We start from the raw sequence: 23354 nt of genomic DNA, 5'->3' as shown, positions 1-23354 counted from the left end.
GTGACTCACCTCTTTGGCCTGATTCGGGTTGGATTGGACGAACGCGACTGGCTTGGACGCCTCGCAAGCAAATTAAACGGTGCCCGGATGAACACATCCCGCCATTCGTATGGTTGGTTAGGCGCAATTGGCGTAACATAGGATGACTTAAGGCTCGTAATGCTGCACAGATGGATCGTCGCTGCTGTAATTCCGATTGCGATCCCGAGATTTCCCCAAAGGCCGGCAAGTAATATGAATCCGAACCGGAGCAGCCGGATTGATGCACTCATCGTGTAATTCGGGATGACGAAGGAAGCGATTGTCGACAATGCAACCGCGATAATCAGAATATTGCTCGTGAAGCCCGCCTGCACAGCCGCTTGCCCGATGACGATACCGCCTACGATGCCAATCGTCTGGCCGATCTTCGTCGGCAGCCGTGCTCCGGCTTCTCGAAGCAGCTCAATCGTTACCTCCATCAGGAGCGCTTCATAAACCGGAGGAAATGGCACTCTGCCTCTGGATTCAACGAGTGTCAGCAACAGGTTCTCGGGAATCATCTCATAGTGATAGGTTGTGATCGATACGTAGAGAGCTGTTAAGGAGACGGTTACAATCAATGCGAAGAACCGCAGCAACCGCGTTGCCGTCCCGAGCATCCAGCGCTGGTAATAGTCGTCAGAAGAAGTGAAGAATTCGAAGAAAGTAGAAGGCACGCTGAACGCGGAAGGGCTGCCATCCATAATGCAGACGACCCTGCCTGCAACAAGCTTCGAGACGACTGCATCCGGCCGCTCTGTCGTTAGAATTTGCGGGAAGACGGCATACGGCTTATCATCGATCATTTGAATCAGCATATTCGTATCGAGAACAGCATCCACCTCTATATCCTTTATCCGCTGTATCACTTCATGGACATTTTCCATATTCGCGATATCTTTTACATAAAGAATATAGACATCGCTCTTGGTCATCTCACCGACACCTAGCCGGATAATCTTCAGATGTGAGCTTCTTAATCGCGTGCGGATAAGTGCTAAGCTTAAGCTCGCCTTCTCTGTCAGGCCATCGTGCGGACCGGTTATCGTCGTCTCAATCTCCGATTGCGTGACAGACCTGCCTTCATCACCGCGCACATCGACCAAATAGGCCTGCTCATGTACAAATACAGCCGCACTCCCTGACAAGATTCCCACGATCAGCTCTTTGGAGTCGGTCTGAATAACAAACTGCGACTGCGCGAATAACGCTTCAAGCTGGCTAGGCTCAAGCTCATGAAGCGGCTTCAAAACTTCATAATACAGCTTGTCTCCGTTAATTAACGTATCCAAATAGACGGCATCCACGCCGAGGTGAGGTAGCTCACGATGGAACAGATCCGTACAGTCTTCGAATTCATCGAGCGTATGTGCAAGCGTAGGCAAGGATGACTCAGTATGGCTTTTTGACATGGCTGCCCCTTAGACTGTTTGACGAGTAATATCACTCATTATGTATCAGAAGGAAAAGCTCTAAACCTGTCGAATAGGCGCGCATGGCAAAATAAAAGCCAAGAGACGCGAGGCTTGAACCTTCGTCCCTTGGCTATTGCGAAACATTTACAGTATGACTTTCTTGCCAGTGCGTGCGCTTTCGACGGCGCCGAACACCATCGCTACACTCTTAATATTATCGAGGCAATCCGTCTCTGCTGGGCGTCCCTCCTCTAGTGCTGCGAACATCTCATCGAAGCAGCCGAAGTGACCTTGCTGCCCGTTCCATCCTTGCTTGCCTTCAACGCTGACCATTTCACGGATGAAGCTCTCCGGCTTCGATGTATCTACATATTCGGCATATGGCATCCCAGCTCCATCCCAACGCGCGCCGCCCTTACTGCCGGTTACGCGCCAATCTGATTCCCAAGAGGTGTTGAGTCCATCGGCGCACCAAGAGCCACGATAGCTGAATACCGAGCCGTCACTCATCTCGAAGATACAGATGGCCGAGGCATTGCCTTTGTACCATGAACCCGGAGGGTTGAACTCGTGGCAGTAGACGGATACCGGATCCGCGTCAATGATGAACCTCGCCTGATCGAACGTATGAATCGCCATGTCGATAATAAGCGGGTTATCCATCGCATCACGGAAGCCGCCAAAATGCGCGCCTAGGAAGAAGTCCGCATGAATGGAGCCAACGGTACCAATCGTATCCGCGCGAAGCAAATCGCGGAAGGAGCGTATTTGCGGTAAATAGCGGCGGTTCTGCATCACCGAGTAGCGCTTGCCGGTTTCATTGCTGATAGCGACAATTTCCTTCGCATCCTCATACGATTCAGCCATCGGCTTCTCGCCGAATACATTGCAGCCAGCACTCATCGCAGTTATTGCGATCTGCTTATGGCTCGCTGGAATCGTTACATCGAAGACGAGATTAGCACCAGTCGCTTCGAGAGCTGTAGCCAAATCGGTGAACGTCGGCACATCAAGTCCTTTTTTCGCTGCCATCGTCTTCGCACTTTCCTCAAAAATATCGACCATGCCAACAATTTCAGCATTTTCTCGCTGCATTGCATAATCAATCCACGTATTCGACATTCCGCCGCAGCCGGCAACTACGATTCGATGCTTCGCCATCGTTAATTCTCTCCCTATATATGCAAATTGCAAACTACCTTAATCGTACAGAAAGTCATGCAGCTAGACTAGAAACGAAAATGCGAACTATTCGTACAATCTTCTGATAGTTTGGTAAAATAAAGCGGTACCACGACCGAAATACTCACCATTTCCAATAAAATCGTATGGATGCGAAGAGGAGCCTGAGTACCGATGCCAGTCAGTCCGTTGAAAGAAAACACGCGCATGCCTGACCTTACGTTTCCGATCAATGTATTTCTCGTCTCCAGCATTCATCTGCATTGGCATGATCATATCGAATGGATCTATGTGAAGGAAGGCCGTGCACGCGTGCAAATTGATGCATCGTTCCAGCTGTTGCAGAAAGGCGAGCTTGCCTTCGTCAATACAAAGCAGCTGCACAGCGCCGTCGCAGTGGAGCCGAGTACGGAGATGATCTCCATCGTCTTCAATGAAGCGCTCGTTAGGGGCAGCGGACTCGATATTACGGAGCATCATTATTTTGTGCCATACTTGCAGCAGCAGCTGAAGTGGCCGAGCTGGATGCTGGAAGCCGATCCATTCATCGAAGAAATGAACGCCTCTTTCGCCCGGCTCGTCGCCGAATTTCAGAGCAAGACACCTGGCTATGAGCTGCTAGTGAAGGCAGAGCTGCTGCGTATCTTCGGCCTCTACTTCCGCTATGCCGAGCGGAGCGCGGATCAGGCTTTAGCTTTGTCGCGCATACCCAAGCAGAAGCCGTACGACTTCACGCAATTGCTTCATACGCTGCGTGAACGGTTCCAGGAACCGATCAGCGTCGATGAGGCGGCTCGCATGGTGAATCTCAGCAAAGCGCATTTCTGCAAAGTATTCAAGCAGGTCACCGGCAAGACGCTTATCGAATATATCCACCTGCTGCGCGTGCAGGAGGCCGAGCGTCTGCTTCTCGATACGAACTACCCGGTCACTGAGATAGCCGAGCGCGTTGGTTTCTCCAACATGACGTACTTCGGTCGTGTTTTCAAGAAAATGCGCAGCCAGGCACCGTCGGAGATTCGCAAGGGGCAGCAGCTGTAACCGTGAAGAGGGACATAAGGAGAACACTAGAAGAACATATGAAGGACAAGAGAAGGACAAGAGAAGAAGATAAATAGGACAAGAGATGAACATATGAAGAACATAAGATGGAAGATATGAAGAACATATGAGGAACATATGAAGAACATAAGATGGAAGATGGAAGATGGAAGATGGTAGGTGGTAGGTGGTAGGTGGTAGGTGGTAGGTGGTAGGTGGTAGGTAGTTGATGGTTGATGTTAGAAGGAAGATGGAAGATGGAAGATGGAAAAAGGAGGAAAACACAATGTTTCCCCAATTAGAGACGGAAAGATTGATCCTTAGAGAGTTGACCCAGGCTGATGCGGCGGATGTGTTCGCTTGTTTCTCGAACGCCCAAGTGACTCGCTATTACGGCCAAGAGCCATTCGAATCGATCGAACAAGCCGTGAAGCTGATTGGTTTATTCGCTTCGAATTATGAGAATAAACGCGGGATAAGATGGGGCATTGAACGCAAGGAGGTACCGGGTTTAATCGGTACCATCGGATTCAATGCACTCGTTCTCCCCCATCGCAGAGCCGAGATCGGCTATGAGCTCCACCCTCAACATTGGCGGAGCGGCTATGCATCAGAGGCGATCCGCTGCGTGGCAGCGCACGGCTTCGACACACTTGGACTCGCTCGCATTGGCGCGGTCGTCTTCCCAGAGAATGAGGCATCGAACACGCTGCTGAAGAAGCTCGGCTTCCAGCATGAAGGCGTGCTGCGCGACTATATGGTGCAAGGCGGGCGATCGTACAGTACGAACGTGTACTCGCTGCTGAGAGATCGTATTGGATCTCTCAGCTCCATTCTTGCGCTATTCCACCCCTGAGAGATCCTATTTAATCTCTCAGCATCTTTCAGCCCCCTTTTCATCCGCATTTCGCTGCTGAGAGATCGTATTGGATCTCTCAGCTCCATTCTTGCGCTATTCCACCCCTGAGAGATCCTATTTAATCTCTCAGCATCTTTCAGCCCCCTTTTCATCCGCATTTCGCTGCTGAGAGATCGTATTTGATCTCTCAGCTCCATTTTTGCGCTATTCCACCCCTGAGAGATCCTATTTGATCTCTCAGCACTTTTCAGCCCACTTTTCATCTGCATTTCCACCCCTGAGAGATCCTATTTGATCTCTCAGCTCCTTTCTTGCGCTATTCCCCCCCTGAGAGATCGTATTTGATCTCTCAGCTCCATTTTTACGCTTGGCCACCTCTGAGAGATCCTATCTGATCTCTCAAACCACAAAAAAATGCCGAGAAGCCAGTTGGACTGGTGTTCTCGACATTCGCTTTGAGCCCGCATAATGCGGGCTTCTCTTATGGAATCGAATTATTTCACGTACAGGCGACCTGTCTCTTCCCAGATCTCGCCTGGCGCCAAGCTGAATAAGCCGATTTGATCCGCTGGCAGATCACTGAATGGCGCATTGACCAGGTTCACTTGCGGCTCTGGGCAGAAGAAGCCTTCTGTTGCGCCGTTGTTCCAGATCATCCACTGCTTGTACGATGTTCCAACATCATACACGAGAGTTGCACCATGCATCGCACACGTAAGCTCCATCCGGTTGCGGCCGTTCTGAGCGACAGCCGTATAATGGTTGTCGAGTGACTCGAAGAACGGATAGACGCCTTCACCCTTCATCAACTCTTCGTTCGCGGTCAGCGACTGATACTCGCCCGTTGGCAGCATCCGCTCGCTCATCGCCCAGCGATCGCCGATCGTCAGCTTCAGGCGGTAATCCTTCGCCGAGCTGCCCGGAATGAACGGTGCGTTCACGGACGTATGGAACGCGAACAAGCATGGCATTACATCATCGCCATCATTGCGAACCAGCACATGCTGATGCAAGCCGTCTTCACTGATCGCATAGCGCAGCTTAACCGTGAACTTATGCGGCAAATACGTGTACACTGCACTTTGCTCGTCCACTTTCAGCGAAACAACAACATAGCTTTCGGTTGCCGTCGTGCCGAAATCATCGACCGTCCACGTCTCACTATGTACAAAGCCATGCAGATGGTTGCCCGTAGCCGGCTCATTGACCGGGAACTGGTACGTGCGTCCGTTCCATGGAAACTTGCCATCCTCGAACCGATTCGGCGGAATGAGCACCGGAATGCCATGAATGAATGGACGCGCCTTGAACGATTCCATCTCGTCCATCGTCGGCTCATGCAGCAGCTGCCAGTCCTTCGATGTATCGCGGAATGCGATCAAGTTGCCTCCAACCTCCGGCAGCATCGCTGCTTCGTAGCGGCCGAACTTCAGCCATACGGCAGGCTCGCCTTGATACGTGCCTTGGAATGCTTGATTATCGCTCATCGTTAATTCTACTCTCCTTTTGCTTCGTCACAGAATGCTGTAACGCCATGCAATTAATACTGGTACCGCTTCAGCCATAGCCCACAAACCGTCGTCCAGTTCGCAACATGCGGATCGCTCTCGGCAAGTCCGAGGCCATGCTGACCTTGCTCATACACATGCAGGTCGAATGGAACACCTGCTCGGCGCAGTGCCAGCGCAAAGTTCAGGCTGTTCTCCACCGGCACCGCACCGTCATCCGACGTGTGCCAGAGGAAGGTTGGTGGTGTGTCCGGCGTCACTTGAAGCTCGCCGCTCAGCTGTTCGATCATCGCCGGGTCCGGCTGCTCCCCGAGCAGATTGATCCGCGAACCTTCATGGGTAAACGGTGATTGCAGCGTAATAACCGGGTAGCAGAGGATAAGCTGATCCGGTCGGCATGACATGCGCTCGATCGGATCAGCCGCCTCCGGCTTACCGGCATCATAGTGCGTCCCTGCCGTCGACACAAGATGGCCGCCTGCGGAGAAGCCAAGCACGCCGATCTTGTTCTCGGCGATGCCCCAATCTGCGGCATGCAGGCGCACATAGCGAATCGCCCGCTGCACATCCAGCAGCGCTGCCGGATATTGGTACGGCGCGACGCGGTAGCGCAGCACGAAGGCGGAGATGCCGATGCTGTTCAACCACAGCGCAATCGGCTCTCCTTCATGGTCTGCGCGCATGCCGTAGCCGCCGCCTGGGCAGACGATGACAGCGCCCTTACTACCGCTGCCATCGCCGTCCACCAAGTATGGCGTCAGCGCAGGACGATCTTCATCCGTCACTCCTGCTGCAAGTGGTGCGCCTTCAGGCCACAGCTCGACTAGTTGTTGCGAAGATCCAGCCATTTGATTTCCTCCACAGACAGCTCAAGATTTGTTGCTTCCAGGCACGATTTCATCTCCGCTTCGTTGCGTGCACCAATGATTGCCCCTGTCGGGAACGACTGATTCAAAACGTAAGCAAGCGCGATTTGAATCGTTGATACGCCCTTCTCTTTACCCAACTTCTCAGCGCGGTGATAACGTTCCCAGTTATCGTCATTATAGAACACGCGGACCAAATCTGCATCTGTCCGATCTTCTGGCGTGAAGCGGCCAGTAAAGAAACCGCGCGCTTGGGATGACCACGACAGCAGCGGCATGTTCGATTGCTCATGCCAAGCGAGAATCTCATCGTCAACGCTAATGCAATCTGCCCAGAATGGCTCTTTCGCTTTGGCAAGACTGAGGTTCGGGCTGCTATATTCGAAGCCGCGAAGGCCGTGCTTCGCCGCGTACTCATTCGCTTCTTGCAGACGAGCTGTCGTCCAGTTCGAGCCGCCAAATGTGCGGATACGCCCTGCTTCGATATGCTCGTTCAGGCTCTCCACGATCTCGCCAACCGGCACGTTCGTATCGTCGCGATGCAGCGCGTACAGATCAATATAATCCGTGCGGAGACGCTCCAGACTGGTCATAAGTTCATTATAAATCGCGTTCTTATTCACTTGAGGGCCATTCTTGTTCGGGTGACCACCCTTCGTCCAAACGTTAATCTGTTCGCGGTTTTTACGCTGCTCCATCCATATGCCGAGTGCCTTCTCGCTCTCGCCGCCGCTATAGATATACGCGCTATCAATTGTGTTACCGCCGATTGCTACATAGTTATCCAAGACCTCACTAACAGTCTCAATAATAGCTGGGCTGAAATAATCCGAACCCATAATCAGCTGAGAAATCCCTTGTTTTACGCCAGGTAATTGAATCTGTTTCATTATAAGTTGCTCCTATTCTATATTCTCGTATAAGATAGATTAGTTCGACTAGATGCTTACCCGTTTGCGCGAATAAGCGGATTCAAGACAAGCGTCAATAACCTTCATATTGGCAACAGCATCGTCACCAGCAAAGTCTGCCTCTTGCTCGCCCCATACGATTCTCGCGAACGTATCGGCTTGGAGTGCATATTGATTGAAGACAGGCTGCTCCACTTCACGCTTGCCGCCTTTGGAATGAACGATAAAATTCGGATTACCGATAAAAGCTTCCGGCACTTCAATGCGGCCTTCAGTACCAAGGATTTCGAGCGTATTCCGAAACGCCGCCCACATGCCACAGTCGAATGTCAGTGCAACTTTGTTCGGGAATTCAATAATACCGGACGCCATCATATCAACGTTGTCATGCTCAGGCGAGAGCAGCGCATGAACGGTTGCCGCTTCTGGCTCCGTACCAAGAATGAGCCTTGCTGCGCTGAGGGGATAGCAGCCTACATCATAGATGGAGCCGCCGCCCCAGTCTCTGCGGTAACGTACATTCTTCGAATCGCCGGCATTGTTAAACGTGAATGCACCATGAAGGCCACGCAGTTCGCCGATCTCACCAGATGCGATTATCTCAGCAATCGCCTTATAGCGCGGGTGCTGGCGATACATGAACGCTTCTGCCAGGTGTACGCCATTCTTCTTAGCAGCATCCGCCATACGCTGTGCTTGCTGCGCATTCATTGCGATTGGCTTCTCGCATAGCACATGCTTGCCTGCTTCCATTGCCCGAATGGACCATTCCATATGTAAGTGATTCGGAAGCGGGATATAGATCGCATCAATCTCCGAATCAGCCAAAATCTCTTCGTAGCTGCCGTATGCTTGAGGAATGCCAAGCTTCGCAGCAGTTTCTTCAGCTTTCGCAAGGTCTCTACTTGCAATCGCTTTCACTTCACCCGTTTCAGAAAGTTTCGTACCTGGAATAACGGAATTCACGGCGATACTGGCACAGCCGATAACGCCCCAACGCAATTTACGAGTCAATGTGATTGCCACCTTTTTCAGAAATTGGATTCGTCCCTAGTATAGTCCATATTGATGTGGGAAGAAATATAAAACAACTACATTTTCATATAACAATCACGTCTTAACGAAAGTAGGAATTCGTTTGGAACACCTCTTGGAGCTGCTCATTTTTCGCTATGGTTATGTAGGACTTATGCTTGCGCTCGCCCTTGGAATCGTTGGTATTCCGGTCCCGGATGAAGCACTGCTCACCTATTCCGGGTTTCTCGTAAACAACGGAACACTTCATATGATATGGGTCATGCTATGCGCTTTTCTTGGTGCTGCATTCGGCATTACGGCAAGCTACGGCATCGGCATCCGGTTCGGTCTGCCCTTCCTGCTCAAGTATGGCCCGAAGCTGCACATGTCCCCCGCCAAGATCGAACGCGCGCAAGGCTGGATGAACAAATACGGCAATTTGCTGCTATTCGCCGGCTTCTTCGTTCCTGGCCTTAGACATATGACCGCCTATATGGCAGGGATGTCGCGGCTGAAGCTGCGAACGTTTATGCTGTATGCCTACGCGGGAGCGCTCATCTGGAGCACAGTCTTCATCTATGTTGGCTACATGCTCGGGGAACAGTGGCTGACGGTTAAGCACTACGTCCACCATTACGGCTCCGCGTTCATCCTGTATGGTGCGATTGCCGCTCTTGCTCTCATCAGTCTGAAGCTGCTGCTCTTTATGAGGAAAGTGAAAGCCTAACGTTGGATGCCAAAATACTTCAGCAGCGCTGTGTCGAACTCCGCATCGTTCTCCGGCTTAATCACTTCTACATCGGAGTCTTTGAAAATACGTAACTCGTTGCCAAACACCGTTATGCGCCCTTCGCTTGTCCGAATGGCTAGAATCGGCGTCTGTCTAAAGATCGAATCCGGCGCATTCTCACACCAGAAAGTCGCAAACTCATAATCCCCTGCAAGCTGCGGTTCCTCCGTAAACGAATAAATCCGGTGCCACTCGTCCCGCTTCAGCTCGGTTAGAAACCAACCATACTCGGCATCCGGTTCCAGCCGGTAGATCTCTTCTCCCTGCGTCTGCTCCTTAAAAGCAATCATCTCAATTGGCTCTCTCGGTACAATTCCACCAACCCCGACATCGCACAGATATGGCTGGCCATCTACGATAACCTTCAGCACCTGATGGCGGCGCTTCGGCGGCAAATCCGTGGAATCACGCCAAAACCGCGCGACTAGATCCGTAACATCATAGCCTAGCTCGCGTAGCAGCCAGCCGAACAGCGCATTTAGCTCGAAGCAGTAGCCGCCTCTTCGACGCGTGACGATTTTGTCATGAAGGTTCGTGATGTTCAGCGACAACGGGATACTTCTCAAAATATCCAAGTTCTCATAGGGAACCGCATGGAGATGGCAATACTGAAGTCTCGCTAGCACGGCTGCGCTTCCATCGAGTGGTCCTGAGTAGCCGATTCGGTCCAGATAAGCTTTAACTTCCGGTTTTAGCTGTTGCTGTTGCTCCATCTTCATATGACGCTCCTTTATCGTTGTTTGCGTTTCATTATAGCGCAGAACTGCGTATAATCAACATCAAATAGGGATTAAAAGGATGCTGGATCGAGTGACCGTTTATAGAGGGGAAATGTTTTTTCAGCAGGATGATTTTCCATTCCATATCCATCGTTATACGATTACACGGGGGGAGCATATCCCAACGCACACCCATGAGTTCGTAGAGCTTGTGTTCGTCGTCGAAGGAGCCGCCATCCATGAGATGTCTGGTCATACGTATCAGCTCGCTGCCGGAGATGTCTTCGTCGTGGAGCCAAATGTATATCACAGCTATACCTGCTCGCCGGACAAGGAGACGATTGTTTACAACGTGCTCTTCAATGCCTCCTTTCTTCAGCAGGAGATGGAAGTGCTGCAGCAGATGCCGTCCTTCGTGGGCTTCTTCTATCTCGTTCCTTTTCTGCGCAAAAGCCAATCATTTATCCCGTACCATCCACTCTTTCCCGCGCAGAGACTGCAAATCCAGTCCCATCTGCAAACGATTGAAGATGAGTTCCGCCAACAGCGCGAAGGCTACCAGCTCATGATTAAGACCCGCTGGATCGAGTGCCTTGTGTGGCTGAGCCGCTATCATCAGGAGAATCGCAACTCGCAAAAGCCCTCCGCCATTAGCGATCAGGCATGGATGGATTCGATCGTCAACTATGTGGAGCTTCACTATTACCAGCCGTTCACGCTGCAGCAGCTCAGTCAGCTATGCGGCATGAGCGTCTCCTCATTCACCGCCAAATTCAAAGATGCGACAGGCCTTAGCCTCGTCGACTATAAACATACGGTTCAAGTCCGCCATGCCGCGAATCTGTTGCAGACGACTGATAAGAAGGTGCTCGATATCGCGCTTGAGGTCGGTTTCGGCGACATCAGCTTCTTTAACCGGATGTTCCGCAAGCATACGGGCGTGACACCTCGGGAGTACCGGCGCAAGCAAGACTAAGGCGAGACTACAACTAAGGACGGCTGATCATATGAGACAGCGACCCGGTTTATCCAGTCAGCCCTCTAACGAACTCCACAGTCGCTATTCGACCCAAATAGCCGCTTCTCAGATTCTAACGAACTCCACAACCGTTATTAAGCGCAAAAGAGCGAATTTCGAGCGTGAAAGTGGCAATTAGCGATTACTGGGTTCGTTAAATCTTTTCACATGCCAAAATCAAGCGAATAACGTCATTACGATTCGTTAGCGCTTGCGGTTGCGGCGGTTGCGGTGACGGTTGCGGTTGCGCTTGCGCTTGCGCTTGCGGCAGCGCTTGCAGCAGCAGCGGCGGTAACCAAACAAAAAAAGCGATGCAGATTTCTCTGCACCGCTTTTCCCTATTATTTCGAAGTCCAGAGGGCTACACGATCTTGAACGTACTTCGTGTATCCTGCCTCCATTTTCTTCACGCCTGCTTTATCAAGATCAGCCATGTAGTCATCCCAAATTTTATCGAAGTCAGCTGGTTTCGCCAGGATCGCTTGCGGGATGCGTTTCCATGTGATGTCTTTCATCTTCGTACCAAGGATAGATACTTCGTCTTCGCCTGGAATTTGGATGTTCCATGCTGCGCCGTATGCCTTGATTTTGAACTCATCTTCTTTCGGGAACAGATCTTTCCAAATTGTCGCTTTGTAAGCCGCCAATGTTTCTTTCTCTGTATCGCTGTAGCCGTTTACGAGCTGCTCAGGGAAGTTCTTCGTGTAGTAGTTGCCGGACTCATCCTTCGCACCGTCGCCGTAGTGAACCATCATGTTCCAGTAGAAGCCGATACCGGATTCTTTCGTGAATGCAGTGTTATCGTTGTTGATACGGTCTTGAACTTCTTTCGGTACTACGCGCTTGCCATCCTCGATCTTGTAGTGCTTGCCTTCAATACCCCAGTTGTTGAGGACTTGGAACTCATCGGAAGCAAGGTAATCCAAGAACTTGATCGCACGAACCGGATCTTTACATGTGCTGGAGATGGAGATACCATAGCCGCCCATGAAGCCTGTTGGCCAGAAATCAGCTTGCTTGATGTCTTTGGACATTGTTACTGGGTAGTGACCATACGTTTGATCGAACTTGCCAGCTGTTTTCAGAGCTTGCTGTGCATCGTTGTAATCCCAGTCTTGGTCGATCAGACCAAGCACGCGGCCTGTTGCGACTTTCGATTTGTATTGGTCATACTTTTGAACGAAGCTTTCTTTGTCAAGAAGACCGATATCGTTCATATGGTTCAACCAACGGAAGTATTCTTTCTCTTCCGGACGACGGAAGTGGTAGATGGCTTCATTCGTGTCTTGATTGACGAAATATTCGCCGTCATCAGAGCCGCCTGTAGTCGAAACCGCAGGGTTCGTAACGGAGATGTACATATGCCAGTCATCTGCGTTCAACGATACGCCGATGTTTTTGTTGCCGTTCTCATCCGTTGGATGCTTCTCGAGATACGATTTGATTACGCCTTCATAATCTTGAACCGAACGGATTTCAGGGTAGCCCGCTTCCTTCACGACACGGTGCTGAAGCTCGAAGCCGCCGCCAGCTACGAAGCGCTGCTCGTTTACTGCTGCCCAAGTTGGGATCGCATAGATGGATTGATCTGCATTCGTATATTTACCACGAGCAAGGTTGTCGCCAAGTACGCGCTTAATATTCGGTGCATATTTGTTAATCAGGTCAGTCAAGTCGATAACTGCGCCTGCATCAACAAGCTTGCCGATATCGCCTTTCGCGGAAATCAGGTCCGGATACTCGCCGCTTGTTGCCATGAGAGCAACCTTCTGGGCAGGGTCGCCTACTGCGAATTCTGCGTCCAGCGAAACGCCTGTCTTCTTCGTCAGTTCTTTACTTACATCGTCTTGCATGTTATTCCAGTTCGGATTCGGGTCTTCTGCAAAGAACGAGAACGAGATTGGAGAAGTATCTTCCGCTGCTGCTGCGTCCTTGTTTGCATTTGCATCATTCGTTGCATTTGTATCGCCCGAATTCGCAGTTGCCGAATTGTTGCCTTTGTTTGCTTCACTGTTCGAAGTATCGTTGTTGCTGCCGCATCCTGCGAGCAGACCTGCAAGCAATGTAACCGACATCAGAACCGAAGCCGTTGTTTTCTTTCTTTGCATGTTGCAAACCCTCCTAATTATGTATGAATGAATATTGTATAAACAGGTTGCCCTGCGAACACCGTGAATAGTTGAAGCTCTAGCAGATTAGCTCTTCACTGCACCAAGCGTCATCCCTTTTACAAAATAACGCTGCAGGAACGGGTACACCATGAGAATCGGAACCGTAACGATAATGGTAACCGCCATCTTAACCGATTCAGGCGAAATCGACGCCATCACCTCGACCATGTTGCGACCGCGGAAGTTATCGACGTTCGTCTGCGTGCTTTGAATGACCTTCATCAGCTCATATTGCAGCGTCGTCAGGTTATCATTCGATGCGTTATAGAGGAACGTATCGAACCAGGAGTTCCACTGCCCGACCGCCAGGAAGAGTGCGATCGTCGCAAGCGCCGGCTTCGTTAGCGGCAGAATGACACGCCAGTAAATTGTGAAATCGTTGGCGCCATCGAGCTTGGCTGATTCTTGCAGTGCATACGGGATACCGTCGATGAAGGAGCGGATGATGAACACGTTAAACGCGCTGACAAGGCCTGGAAGAACATAGACGGCGAACGTGCCCATCATGTGCAGATCCTTAATCAGGATGTAGAACGGAATCAAGCCGCCGGATACATACATCGTCAGAGCCAGGAAGGTCGAGACGAATTTGCGTCCTTGGAAGTCCACTCTGCTTAGTGTAAAAGCAAGCATCGACGAGCTGATTAATCCAAGCACAGTACCAATGACTGTACGCAGAACAGATATTTTGAGCCCTTGGAGCAGGCCGGAGAAAGCGAAGATCGTATCATAATTTTTCAATGTGAACTGTCTTGGGAAGATCGTGATGCCGCCTTTTACACTATCCGTCGAATCGTTCAGAGAGATCGCGAGCACGTTCAGGAACGGATAGAGTGTAACGATTGTTACTATCGCAATGGTTACGTACACAACGATATCAAAGACGCGGTCCGACCAAGGCGTGCCTCTTGTTATTCTCTTCGTAGCCACCTTGTCGCCTCCTAAATGATGCTTTCTTTCGTGATTTTCTTGAATATGCCGTTAGCGGTGAAGAGCAATATTACACTGACAACGGAGTTGAATATATTGATCGCCGTACCGAAGGAATATCGTCCCATGCCTAGACCGTAGTTAAGCGCATACAAGTCAAGAGTCTGTGAGTAATCCCGCACGAGATTGTTGCCAAGCAGGAACTGCTTCTCGAAGCCGATGCTGATCAAGTGGCCGATCGAGATAATGATGAGAATGATAATGGTGGAGCGAATACCCGGCAAAGTAATGTGCCATACTTGCTGCAGTCGGCTTGCACCGTCGACGCGGGCCGCTTCGTACAATTCAGGGCCGATGCCTGCAATTGCTGCTAGATAGATGATCGTGTTCCAGCCGGTTTCCTTCCAAACATCGGATGCCGTTACAATCGACCAGAACAGATTACCCTTCGCCAAGAACTGAATCGGTTCGTGTATCAGATGTAATCCGACGAGCACCTCGTTCACAACGCCGTTATCGGTGGACAGCATCTTCGAAATGATGCCTGCTGCTACAACCCAGGATACAAAGTGTGGCAGATAAGAGATCGTTTGGACAACGCGTTTGAACATTTGCTGCCTGACTTCATTAAGAAGAATGGCGAGGATGATCGGAATCGTGAAGCCGGCGATCAGTCCCATTACGCTCATCGCAAGCGTGTTGCGCAGCGCTTGGAAGAACGAATCATCATGGAACAATTCTTTGAAATAATCAAACCCTACCCAATCTTGTTCGAAAAACGATTTGGCTGGCTTAAACTTCTGGAAGGCCATCGTCCAGCCCCATAGCGGCAAGTAGCTGAACACGAACACCCATGCGATAAAAGGTATGCTCATTAAGTACAAGTACCGCTGCTGTAGCATCGTGCTAAAAAATCGCGACGCCTTCTTCTTTGCAGGTCGTTCTATCTTTCCCGCTTCCGCTGTTACCGCTTTCATTCGTACTACCTCCTTGCTGTATGTACCCATGATAAAGGAAATAAAGCGTTTTCAATACCATCACAATTCAAACCAAAATCATGTGAAAATTGAACATTATGCGGTGACCGAATACAGCGACAATATTACTTTTTCCGAAAACCAGACGGTGAGCTTCCTACATATTTGCGGAATTTCGCATGAAAATAGTCCACATTGGCGTAGCCGACCTTCTCCGCCACTTGATACACCTTCATTCCTTGCGCTAGAAACTCCTTCGCCTTCTCAATCCTCACCTTGTCGAGATAAGTGTTGAAATATTCGCCCGTCGTGTTCTTAAACAGCTTCCCAAGATAAGCGCTGTTATAGTTGAACACCTCGGCGAGCGATTCCAGCTTTAAGTTCTCATCGTAGTTGCGCTGAATGAGATCAATCATCTTGCGCATCAGCTTGTCAGCGCTGTCTCCTTGCGAGGCAGAAGCTCTGAGCCCTCTCAGCAGCTGGATGACATGCTGCTCTAATGCAGAATAGCGAGTGAGCTGATAGACCTCCATAATCGCAACCGAGAGCTGGCCGCTTCTTGCGTACACATCTGCGTCATGCTGCGACATTTTGCCTAATACGCCTGTCAGAATCTGCACGAACAACGACTTGATTACTTGCTCCGAACAGCCGCGCGTGATGAAGAGATGGCCTGTGCCTGTTACAAGCTGGTCAATTGCTGCCTCATTGCCGATATCAAGTGCAAAGTATAATTTATCAATGATTTCCGCGCAGTCCTCTTGATCCACACGGGTAGACTCACTTGCATCCATTTTACAGATTGGTGCTGTTGCCTGCGTAATAAGCTGATTGCCCTCATAGAAGAATCTCTGACTTAGAAGCTTCAGTGCTCCTTCATAGGAACGATTAATGTCCGAGAACTGCTTCACCCACTCACCTGCGGTCACGATCGCTTCCAGCTGCAGCTCAGCCGCCAGCGCGTCAATTTCTTTGAATACCGATTTACGAACCTGCTCGAATTGCAAATTTTCCTTCACAAGCAGACCGATATGCAGCCCACTTATAAAGATCGTCCCTCTGCCCTTCTCATCGAACGATTGGCAGAGCCGCTTCTTAAACGCAGCTCGGACGCTTGGCTCCGCTTCCTTCCCTTCGTGCTGCAGCCTAATGAGCGCAACGTTATAGCCATCCCACAGCAGACCCGCCTCCGCCAGCTCATAGTCCTGCAGTGGGAGCTGCTCCTCCGTACTCGTCAATATCGTTTGTATTGCGCGCTCCATATCCCATTCCACTCGGTCGTTCTGCCGTTGCTGCAAGTCCGTCTCCCGCTCCAAGGTAGTCTTTAATTTATGCAAATACTCGATCAGCTCATCCTCATCGATCGGCTTCAGCAGATAGCCGTCAATACTCAGTGCAATTGCTTTCTTCGCATAGTCGAAGTCGGCATAGCCACTAAGAATGAGTACGTGGATGGACGGGTCGGTCTGTCTTAACTGCTCGATGACTTCGAGGCCGCTCATGCCAGGCATACGAATGTCCACGATCATTAAGTGCGGCGAATATCGCTCATACTTCTTGAGAGCTTCCTTGCCATTCGCAGCTGTATCCACCACCTGAAAGCCAAGCTCCTCCCAATCAATTAGCGTGCGCAGGCCTTCGCGAATCATCGGTTCATCATCCGTAATGAGTACCTTATACATGAGCATGCTCTCCCTTCGGAATGGTAAATTGCACTCGTGTTCCAATACCCGGCTCACTCCAAATAACGAGACCGGATTCATTGCCATACAACAACTTCAGCCGCATATGCACATTGCGAAGTCCAATTCGGTTCCCTTCACCGTCATCTTGATCGTCAAAAGTCTGATTCAACGCCTTCAGCCTCTCCCGAGTCATGCCTTCACCGTTATCAATAACTTCGACATGAAGTGTGCCGTCTACCAGCTCCGCGATGATGCGGACGATACCGCCTTCCTCCCGGTTCTCAAGCCCGTGGATAACGGCATTCTCGACAAGCGGTTGAATGATGAGCGGCAGTATCGGCACCTGTTCAGCAGCTTCATCAATCCGAAGCTCGTAGCGCAGCCGATCTTCGTAGCGAAATTTCTGGATGTCCAGATAACAGCGGACCATCTCGATCTCTTGGCGAAGAATAACGGTGCGATTGCCTGCCTCGAGGTTTTTACGCATCATTTTGCCTAGCAGCCTGACGACATTGGAAATTTCCTTCTCGCCCTTCAGATGCGCTTTCATCCGAATCGACTCCAGTGCGTTAAACAGGAAGTGCGGGTTAATCTGGCTAGCCATCATCTTGAACTTGATTTCATTCTGCTTCGACTGAATCTGCGCGTTCTGCTCATGCGACTCCTGCACTTCGACGATAAGCTCATTAATGCTGGCTACCATCGCATTAAACTGCCTGGACAGCTGCCCGATCTCATCCTTACCGTCAATTTCGAGCACGACGTCCAGATTGCCTGTGGCAACCTTCGAGATATACTTGCTGAGTCGGAACATACGCTTGGAAAGCATCGTCGCAAAGCCATAGATGAGTCCGATGGCTATTACGAGGCTGATCGAAATAACGGTGAGCGCGAGTATAATGATCTGATTCGCGTCCTTCACGATGCTCTCAATCGAGAATACCGATATAATCCGAAGTCCGTTCAAGCTTGATGTCGGGAAGAGCGGCTCGATCTGAATTTGCGATGAGCGTCCACCCACAATCGCTTGGTAGCTGCCGAATTGCTTGTTAATGACTTGCGGATCGAAATTAATGTCGGCGAGCGTCTTCCCGACTCGTCCGGGACGATTCGCGGACACGATATGATTCTCATTGTCGACGAGCATCGTATCAAACGACTCTTGACCGAGAATCGAATCCAGCATGCGACCATTCACATTGATGACGAGCACGCCACTCGTATGGCGATTAATGAAATCTATTTTGCGTACGAGGCTCAAATAGTTGTGATTATCCCGCTCATCATCAATATAATACCAACCGATCAACCCGCTGCTCGTCAGTGCCTTCTGGTACCAGCTCGATTGGGTAATGGCTGCAGTAGGCTGGATGAGCTCCCAGTTGTTAAGCAGCGTCTTATTGTGAACATAGAGACGAATGTTCACAATCTCTTTGTACAGTCTTATGTAATCCTTAATATCCGGATAATCTCTGTACGCTTTGACAACATCGTAAACGGTTTCATATTGATTATTGGCAAGTCCTTCGAGCCTCGTATCAAATGTCATCCGGTATGCAATATCTGTTGAAACGTTGATGACCTCACTTGTACGCTTTTTCACTCGGTCCACATTCGTCACGGTCTGCTCTTGTGCGTTCTGAAGCGCCATATGCCGCAGCTCGCTAGTCAAGAAAACACCGACAATCATGACCGGGACGAACACGACGACGATACAGGACAGAATGAGCTTCGTACGAAGCTTCAAATCATTCATGAAGCGAATTACAAATTGGAACAAGACCTCACGTTCCCTTCCTCAATATTGAAATGAAGCGATATTTCGACCAAATATTGGAAGCGTTTTCAATTCCAGTGCTTCAGACGCCTACGCTTCATTGTAATTCAATGAGTCTATACTGAACATGCGGTAATTTCAAGAAATTTCATGTCAAAATTAGTGATTTTACAAACCAGTAAAAAGCCGCATCAGTCGCGGAAACGAAGATTTGAACTCCTCGTTCTGCCTAGACTGGTGCGGCTTTTGAATTTATCACACTATATAATCGTTGTATTTATGGCGTTATTTCAGACTAGGAGCGGGTAGCGGTGCGGGAGGCAGGGACGGAGGTCCCATCGCAAGCGACGAGGCTTGCTTCGCTTCGACTTGCTCCGTGAAGCGCTGCACTTCTTCCTTCAATCCTAGCATGCGGCGGTCTAGCACGCCGATCATATCCGCTGTTTCTTTCAGCTGCTCACGGATAGATTCCGGCATATCGTCATGGAACTGATAATAGATCTTGTGCTCAAGGCTCGCCCAGAAATCCATCGCGATCGTACGGAGCTGGATTTCCACACTAACATGCTCGATTCCTTCGGAGAGGAAGATGGGAATCTCGATAATCATATGCAGGCTCTGATAGCCATTCGGCTTCGGATCCGTGATGTAGTCCTTCACCTCGATGACCTTAACGTCGCTCTGTCTTTGAATCATGTCGTATACACGGTATACGTCTGTTGTGAATGAGCATATGACACGCACACCGGCGATATCGCGAATATGGCGAGCCGCATTTTCTTTGGAGACGTCTACCCCTTTGCGCTGCAGTTTCTCCACAATGCTCTCCGGCGACTTAATCCGTGTTTTCACATGCTCGATCGGATTATAATTATGTACAAACTGCAGCTCTTCGTTCAGAATCGTCAGCTTCGTATTAATCTCATCGAGCGCAAATTTGTAGCTCATTAACATTTTGGCCCATTCCATCACCATTTGTTTGTCCATCATAATCGTTCACTCCTGCCTGATTTAACTTATAGTATTGGTGAGAGCAGCCGTACGCAGGATTCCTTGAATCGCTGATATGTCGACCGCTGCTGATAGGCTTCGTAGGTGAGCTCTCGGCTCACTTGCATGTCATCTTCGAATATACGTTGCAGCTTGCCTGCGGTTTCCGTATCGTACAGAATCGCATTCACTTCAAAATTCAGCTTGAAGCTGCGGATGTCGACATTGGCCGTGCCGACGGAAGCGACCTGACCGTCGACGACGATCATTTTGGCGTGGAGGAAGCCTTTCTCATAAAGGTAGCATTTCATGCCCTCTTCCAACAGCTCGCCGAGATAGGAGTAGGACGCGAGATAAACCATTTTGTGGTCGGGCTTGCTCGGAAGCATGATGCGGACGTCTTTGCCAGACAGTACAGCCATCTTCAAGGCGGTCAGCAAGCTTTCATCCGGGATAAAATAAGGCGTTTGGATGTAGATCGTTTCCTTCGCGGAATTGATCATTTTAATATAGGCGTTCTTGATCTGTTCGAGCGGTTGATTGGGTCCGCTGGAGACGATCTGCACGCCTGCCTTGCCAGTATCGCCTGCGGGCGGGAACAACGCGAGCACATCTCTGCCGATTTGATCTACAGATGCAAGATTCCAATCCATCATGAAATGCGCCTGCATCTGGGACACCGCATAGCCGGTAATGCGAAGATGCGAATCGCGCCAGAAGCCGTATCGCGAGTTAAGGCCTAGATACTCATCGCCAACATTGATGCCGCCGATGTAGCCAATCTGGCCGTCGATGATCACAAGCTTCCGATGGTTGCGGTAATTCACGCGAATGTTAAGATACGGAATCTTCGACGGGAAGAAGTAGGCGACCTCTCCTCCCGCGTCCTTTAAGCGGCGGAAGAAATGACGCGGAAGATGCGAGCTTCCGATATCGTCGACGAGGAAGCGCACCTTGACGCCTTGTTTGGCTTTGCTGGTAAGCGCGTCTAACAGCTTGTTTCCGAGCGAGTCGTTCGACACGATGTAATACATCAGATGGATATGATTGGTCGCGCGTTCGATATCGTCGAAGAGCGAGTCGAATTTGGCATTGCCGTCGGTGAAGATATCCACCTTGTTGTTCTGCGTATACAACGCGAAGCCACTGGTGAGGTTCATGTAGATCAGGTCCGCGTGATTAGCTGCGGCTTCGTCATGGAATACAACGCGATGGTCGCGGAACTCGCGCCGCTGGTTCTCGATGAGCGATGCCATCGTCTCGCGTGTGCGCTTGTTCAGCTTGTACAGCTTCTTCTTGCTCAGGTTCTGACCGAACACCAGATACACGACGAACCCCACCACCGGCAGAAACAAGAGTACCATTAGCCACGCCCAGGTGACCCCGACATTCCGCCGCTCCATAAACATGACCACAATCGCCAGCGGTATATTCACAATCGTCAATATCGTAATAAAGTTCTGATAAATAGCCATACTGCTCCCCCATGACGCCAATGGTGCGTGCCACTCCAGTATAAACCATTTGGGGGATGGGGTTCAAAGTTGGGGGAAGTTTGTAGGTACAATGGAGTACTCTCTTTAGCTGATTTCTCGCTTTCTCCTCCAATGTAGGGTATGTGATACCCTTCTTTCACTAATTTCGATGCATTTCCTCCAATGTAGGGTATCCGCTACCCTTCCTTCACTAATTTCGCTGCATTTCCTCCAATGTAGGGTATCCGCTACCCTTCTTTCACTAATTTCTATGCATTTCCTCCAATGTAGGGTATCCGCTACACTTCTTTCACTAATTTCGATGCATTTCCTCCAATGTAGGGTATCTGCTACCCTTATTCACTAATTTCGCCGTATTTCCACAATGTAAGGTACCTACTACCCTTCTTTCACTTATTTTGCCGTATTTCCTCCAATGTAGGGTATCTGCTACCCTTCTTTCACTAATTTCGCTGCATTTCCTCCAATGTAGGGTATCCGCTACCCTTCCTTCACTAATTTCGCTGCATTTCCGCCAATGTAGGGTATCCGCTACCCTTCTTTCACTAATTTCGTTGCATTTCCTCCAATGTAGGGTATCCGCTACCCTTCTTTCACTAATTTCGATGCATTTCCACTAATGTAGGGTATCTGCTACCCTTCTTTCACTAATTTTGCCGTATTTCCTCCAACGTAGGATACCTGCTACTTCTCTTTCCATCAGTGCCGTTAGCTTTATTTACATATTATTCAACACGAGAGAGTACCTCATAGCTCTACCTGTGACAGACTTCTTCGTTTGCAATATCCTCTTCGAGCTAAGTAGTTGCAGTTTCAGAGCTGCTGTCTTTCTTGTAATCCCAAGCTTCTCCGCTGCAGCAGTCGGCGTAATCTCTCCCCAATGCTGCTGCATCAGGTGCAGAATTGCACGCTCGTAGACATCTAGGTTAGTTTCAATACCACGCGTGATGCCGCCCCATTTGGCGAGCGCCATGAGCAGCGTCTGCTGACAACGGCGAGGCTTCTCTGAAACTTCGTCGTAAGCGAAGCGGAGGAGATGCCATCCGTCGATGAGGAGATGATTTTGGCGCTGGAGGTCATCCGCGAAGCGCCACCTGCTGACATCGCGCCAGTGAGGGCCGTAGCCATCGATTTCGATCAGCAGCCGATATGGCAGTGGGGGCAAATATGCAAAATCAGCAAACCGTGCCCCGCCTTTCAAATCCTCCAACTCGTACTCAGGATGTAAGAAATCTAAGCTCCCCACGGCTGGCCACCAGACATTCTTGAGGAAGTGTTTCTCTGCTTGATCGTGTTCCGTTAGTCGTCGTTTGCGTTCTTCGCTGCTGCTTTTCGCAGCGGATTCCATCATCTGTTCATATGCAAGCTCAAACCCATTATCCATCTTCATACCCCCAGAAAATAAAATAAGGCTGCCTGCCCGGATGATCCGGACAAACAGCCTGTGCTTCAGGACTAATTAGTTAGTTGGTATAACACAATACTGCGTCTATTATAACCGAAGATTCGGCGAACGAGCTAGTATTAGTTAGTTTGAAGCAGATGCAAAGAGGTACCGGGGGTATTTGTGAGGAGACGGAGGATGTGAACCGCAGTTTGTTATCTCTTCCTATATGGTTTGTCCCCCACCCATATAGTAAGATAAAATCAAATTCATTTTACAAAGGGGATTGTTCCGTATGTGCCGTAATATTAAGACGTTGTATAATTTCGACCCGCCTGCTACGGTTGAGGAGGTTCACGCTGCTGCGCTGCAATTCGTGCGCAAGCTGTCCGGCTTCAATACGCCTTCGAAGGCGAACGAAGCAGCTTTCCATGCAGCTATTGAAGACGTGACCGCCGTCGCCAAAACACTGCTCGACTCCCTTGTGACGAACGCCGAGCCGCGCAATCGCGAGGTCGAGATCGTCCGTGCCCGTGCGAGAAACATTAAGCGCTTCGGACCGAAGCTATAGAAAAGAGGCTGCTCATCGCCGGCAGA

Annotated in this window: 20 protein-coding genes; 5 read left to right on the top strand and 15 right to left on the bottom strand. The window is 50.1% G+C overall.

Annotated features, from left to right (window positions below):
- Positions 1-5: 5 nt before the first annotated feature.
- Positions 6-1433 carry a spore germination protein gene (locus BMY11_RS01320; RefSeq protein ID WP_090572671.1) on the bottom strand — a complete coding sequence of 476 codons (1428 nt, stop codon included), beginning with the start codon at positions 1431-1433 and terminating at the stop codon, positions 6-8.
- Positions 1434-1580: 147 nt separating this feature from the next.
- Positions 1581-2597, bottom strand: coding sequence for a Gfo/Idh/MocA family protein (locus tag BMY11_RS01315; RefSeq protein ID WP_090572670.1), 1017 nt, complete (start codon positions 2595-2597; stop codon positions 1581-1583).
- Between the two features lie 195 nt (positions 2598-2792).
- Here BMY11_RS01315 and BMY11_RS01310 point away from each other — a divergent pair, with 195 nt between their 5' ends.
- Together BMY11_RS01310 and BMY11_RS01305 are read left to right on the top strand one after the other, a co-directional pair.
- The gene (locus BMY11_RS01310; RefSeq protein WP_090572669.1) at positions 2793-3659 is read left to right on the top strand and encodes an AraC family transcriptional regulator; all 867 of its coding nucleotides are present in this window, start codon (positions 2793-2795) and stop codon (positions 3657-3659) included.
- A 286-nt stretch (positions 3660-3945) separates the two neighbouring features.
- On the top strand, positions 3946-4515 hold the full coding sequence (locus BMY11_RS01305; protein WP_090572668.1) for a GNAT family N-acetyltransferase: 570 nt from the start codon (positions 3946-3948) through the stop codon (positions 4513-4515).
- A 497-nt stretch (positions 4516-5012) separates the two neighbouring features.
- On the opposite strand, the gene BMY11_RS01300 is transcribed toward BMY11_RS01305, so the two are convergent.
- The 4 genes from BMY11_RS01300 to BMY11_RS01285 are packed head-to-tail and all read right to left on the bottom strand — an operon-like array spanning position 5013 to position 8817.
- Positions 5013-6005 (bottom strand): aldose 1-epimerase, encoded by a 993-nt coding sequence (locus tag BMY11_RS01300; RefSeq protein ID WP_090572667.1) that lies wholly within the window; start codon positions 6003-6005, stop codon positions 5013-5015.
- A gap of 53 nt (positions 6006-6058) precedes the next feature.
- Entirely contained in the window at positions 6059-6874 is an 816-nt protein-coding gene (locus BMY11_RS01295) for an alpha/beta hydrolase (protein ID WP_090572666.1), read from the bottom strand.
- The gene (locus BMY11_RS01290) at positions 6850-7782 is read right to left on the bottom strand and encodes an aldo/keto reductase (RefSeq protein WP_090572665.1); all 933 of its coding nucleotides are present in this window, start codon (positions 7780-7782) and stop codon (positions 6850-6852) included. The genes BMY11_RS01295 and BMY11_RS01290 overlap by 25 nt, the downstream gene beginning before the upstream one ends.
- A gap of 48 nt (positions 7783-7830) precedes the next feature.
- Positions 7831-8817, bottom strand: coding sequence for a Gfo/Idh/MocA family protein (locus BMY11_RS01285; protein WP_090572664.1), 987 nt, complete (start codon positions 8815-8817; stop codon positions 7831-7833).
- A gap of 124 nt (positions 8818-8941) precedes the next feature.
- Between BMY11_RS01285 and BMY11_RS01280 the strand changes: the two genes are divergently transcribed.
- Positions 8942-9547: a DedA family protein gene (locus BMY11_RS01280; protein WP_090572663.1), complete on the top strand. Its 606-nt coding sequence runs from the start codon at positions 8942-8944 to the stop codon at positions 9545-9547.
- Here BMY11_RS01280 and BMY11_RS01275 read toward each other — a convergent pair.
- Positions 9544-10323, bottom strand: coding sequence for an arylamine N-acetyltransferase family protein (locus tag BMY11_RS01275; protein ID WP_371262747.1), 780 nt, complete (start codon positions 10321-10323; stop codon positions 9544-9546). The two genes, BMY11_RS01280 and BMY11_RS01275, sit on opposite strands and share 4 nt — an antisense overlap.
- A 97-nt stretch (positions 10324-10420) precedes the next feature.
- Between BMY11_RS01275 and BMY11_RS01270 the strand changes: the two genes are divergently transcribed.
- Positions 10421-11305 carry an AraC family transcriptional regulator gene (locus BMY11_RS01270; RefSeq protein ID WP_177182451.1) on the top strand — a complete coding sequence of 295 codons (885 nt, stop codon included), beginning with the start codon at positions 10421-10423 and terminating at the stop codon, positions 11303-11305.
- 383 nt (positions 11306-11688) lie between these two features.
- Here the strand turns inward: BMY11_RS01270 and BMY11_RS01265 are convergent, their stop codons facing one another.
- From BMY11_RS01265 to BMY11_RS01230, 8 genes are all read right to left on the bottom strand, one after another.
- Positions 11689-13455 carry an ABC transporter substrate-binding protein gene (locus BMY11_RS01265; protein WP_256217258.1) on the bottom strand — a complete coding sequence of 589 codons (1767 nt, stop codon included), beginning with the start codon at positions 13453-13455 and terminating at the stop codon, positions 11689-11691.
- 87 nt (positions 13456-13542) lie between these two features.
- Positions 13543-14448: a carbohydrate ABC transporter permease gene (locus BMY11_RS01260; RefSeq protein WP_090572660.1), complete on the bottom strand. Its 906-nt coding sequence runs from the start codon at positions 14446-14448 to the stop codon at positions 13543-13545.
- A gap of 11 nt (positions 14449-14459) precedes the next feature.
- A complete protein-coding gene (locus tag BMY11_RS01255) occupies positions 14460-15425 on the bottom strand; it encodes an ABC transporter permease (protein WP_090572659.1) in 966 nt (321 codons plus the stop codon).
- A 125-nt stretch (positions 15426-15550) separates the two neighbouring features.
- Positions 15551-17107 (bottom strand): response regulator transcription factor, encoded by a 1557-nt coding sequence (locus BMY11_RS01250; RefSeq protein ID WP_177182450.1) that lies wholly within the window; start codon positions 17105-17107, stop codon positions 15551-15553.
- Positions 17100-18890 carry a sensor histidine kinase gene (locus tag BMY11_RS01245; protein ID WP_371262746.1) on the bottom strand — a complete coding sequence of 597 codons (1791 nt, stop codon included), beginning with the start codon at positions 18888-18890 and terminating at the stop codon, positions 17100-17102. Before BMY11_RS01245 ends, BMY11_RS01250 begins: the two co-directional genes overlap by 8 nt.
- A 282-nt stretch (positions 18891-19172) precedes the next feature.
- Positions 19173-19877 (bottom strand): GTP pyrophosphokinase, encoded by a 705-nt coding sequence (locus BMY11_RS01240; protein ID WP_256217257.1) that lies wholly within the window; start codon positions 19875-19877, stop codon positions 19173-19175.
- A 26-nt stretch (positions 19878-19903) separates the two neighbouring features.
- Positions 19904-21352 carry a cardiolipin synthase gene (gene cls / locus BMY11_RS01235; protein WP_090572656.1) on the bottom strand — a complete coding sequence of 483 codons (1449 nt, stop codon included), beginning with the start codon at positions 21350-21352 and terminating at the stop codon, positions 19904-19906.
- A 739-nt stretch (positions 21353-22091) separates the two neighbouring features.
- Positions 22092-22757: a hypothetical protein gene (locus tag BMY11_RS01230; protein ID WP_090572655.1), complete on the bottom strand. Its 666-nt coding sequence runs from the start codon at positions 22755-22757 to the stop codon at positions 22092-22094.
- A 295-nt stretch (positions 22758-23052) separates the two neighbouring features.
- Between BMY11_RS01230 and BMY11_RS01225 the strand changes: the two genes are divergently transcribed.
- On the top strand, positions 23053-23328 hold the full coding sequence (locus tag BMY11_RS01225) for a DUF2277 domain-containing protein (protein ID WP_090572654.1): 276 nt from the start codon (positions 23053-23055) through the stop codon (positions 23326-23328).
- The last annotated feature ends 26 nt before the right edge of the window (positions 23329-23354 follow it).

It is taken from the genome of Paenibacillus sp. OV219 (assembly GCF_900110075.1).
GTDB lineage: Bacteria > Bacillota > Bacilli > Paenibacillales > Paenibacillaceae > Paenibacillus_Z.
This window is presented reverse-complemented; position numbering and strand designations above follow the sequence as displayed.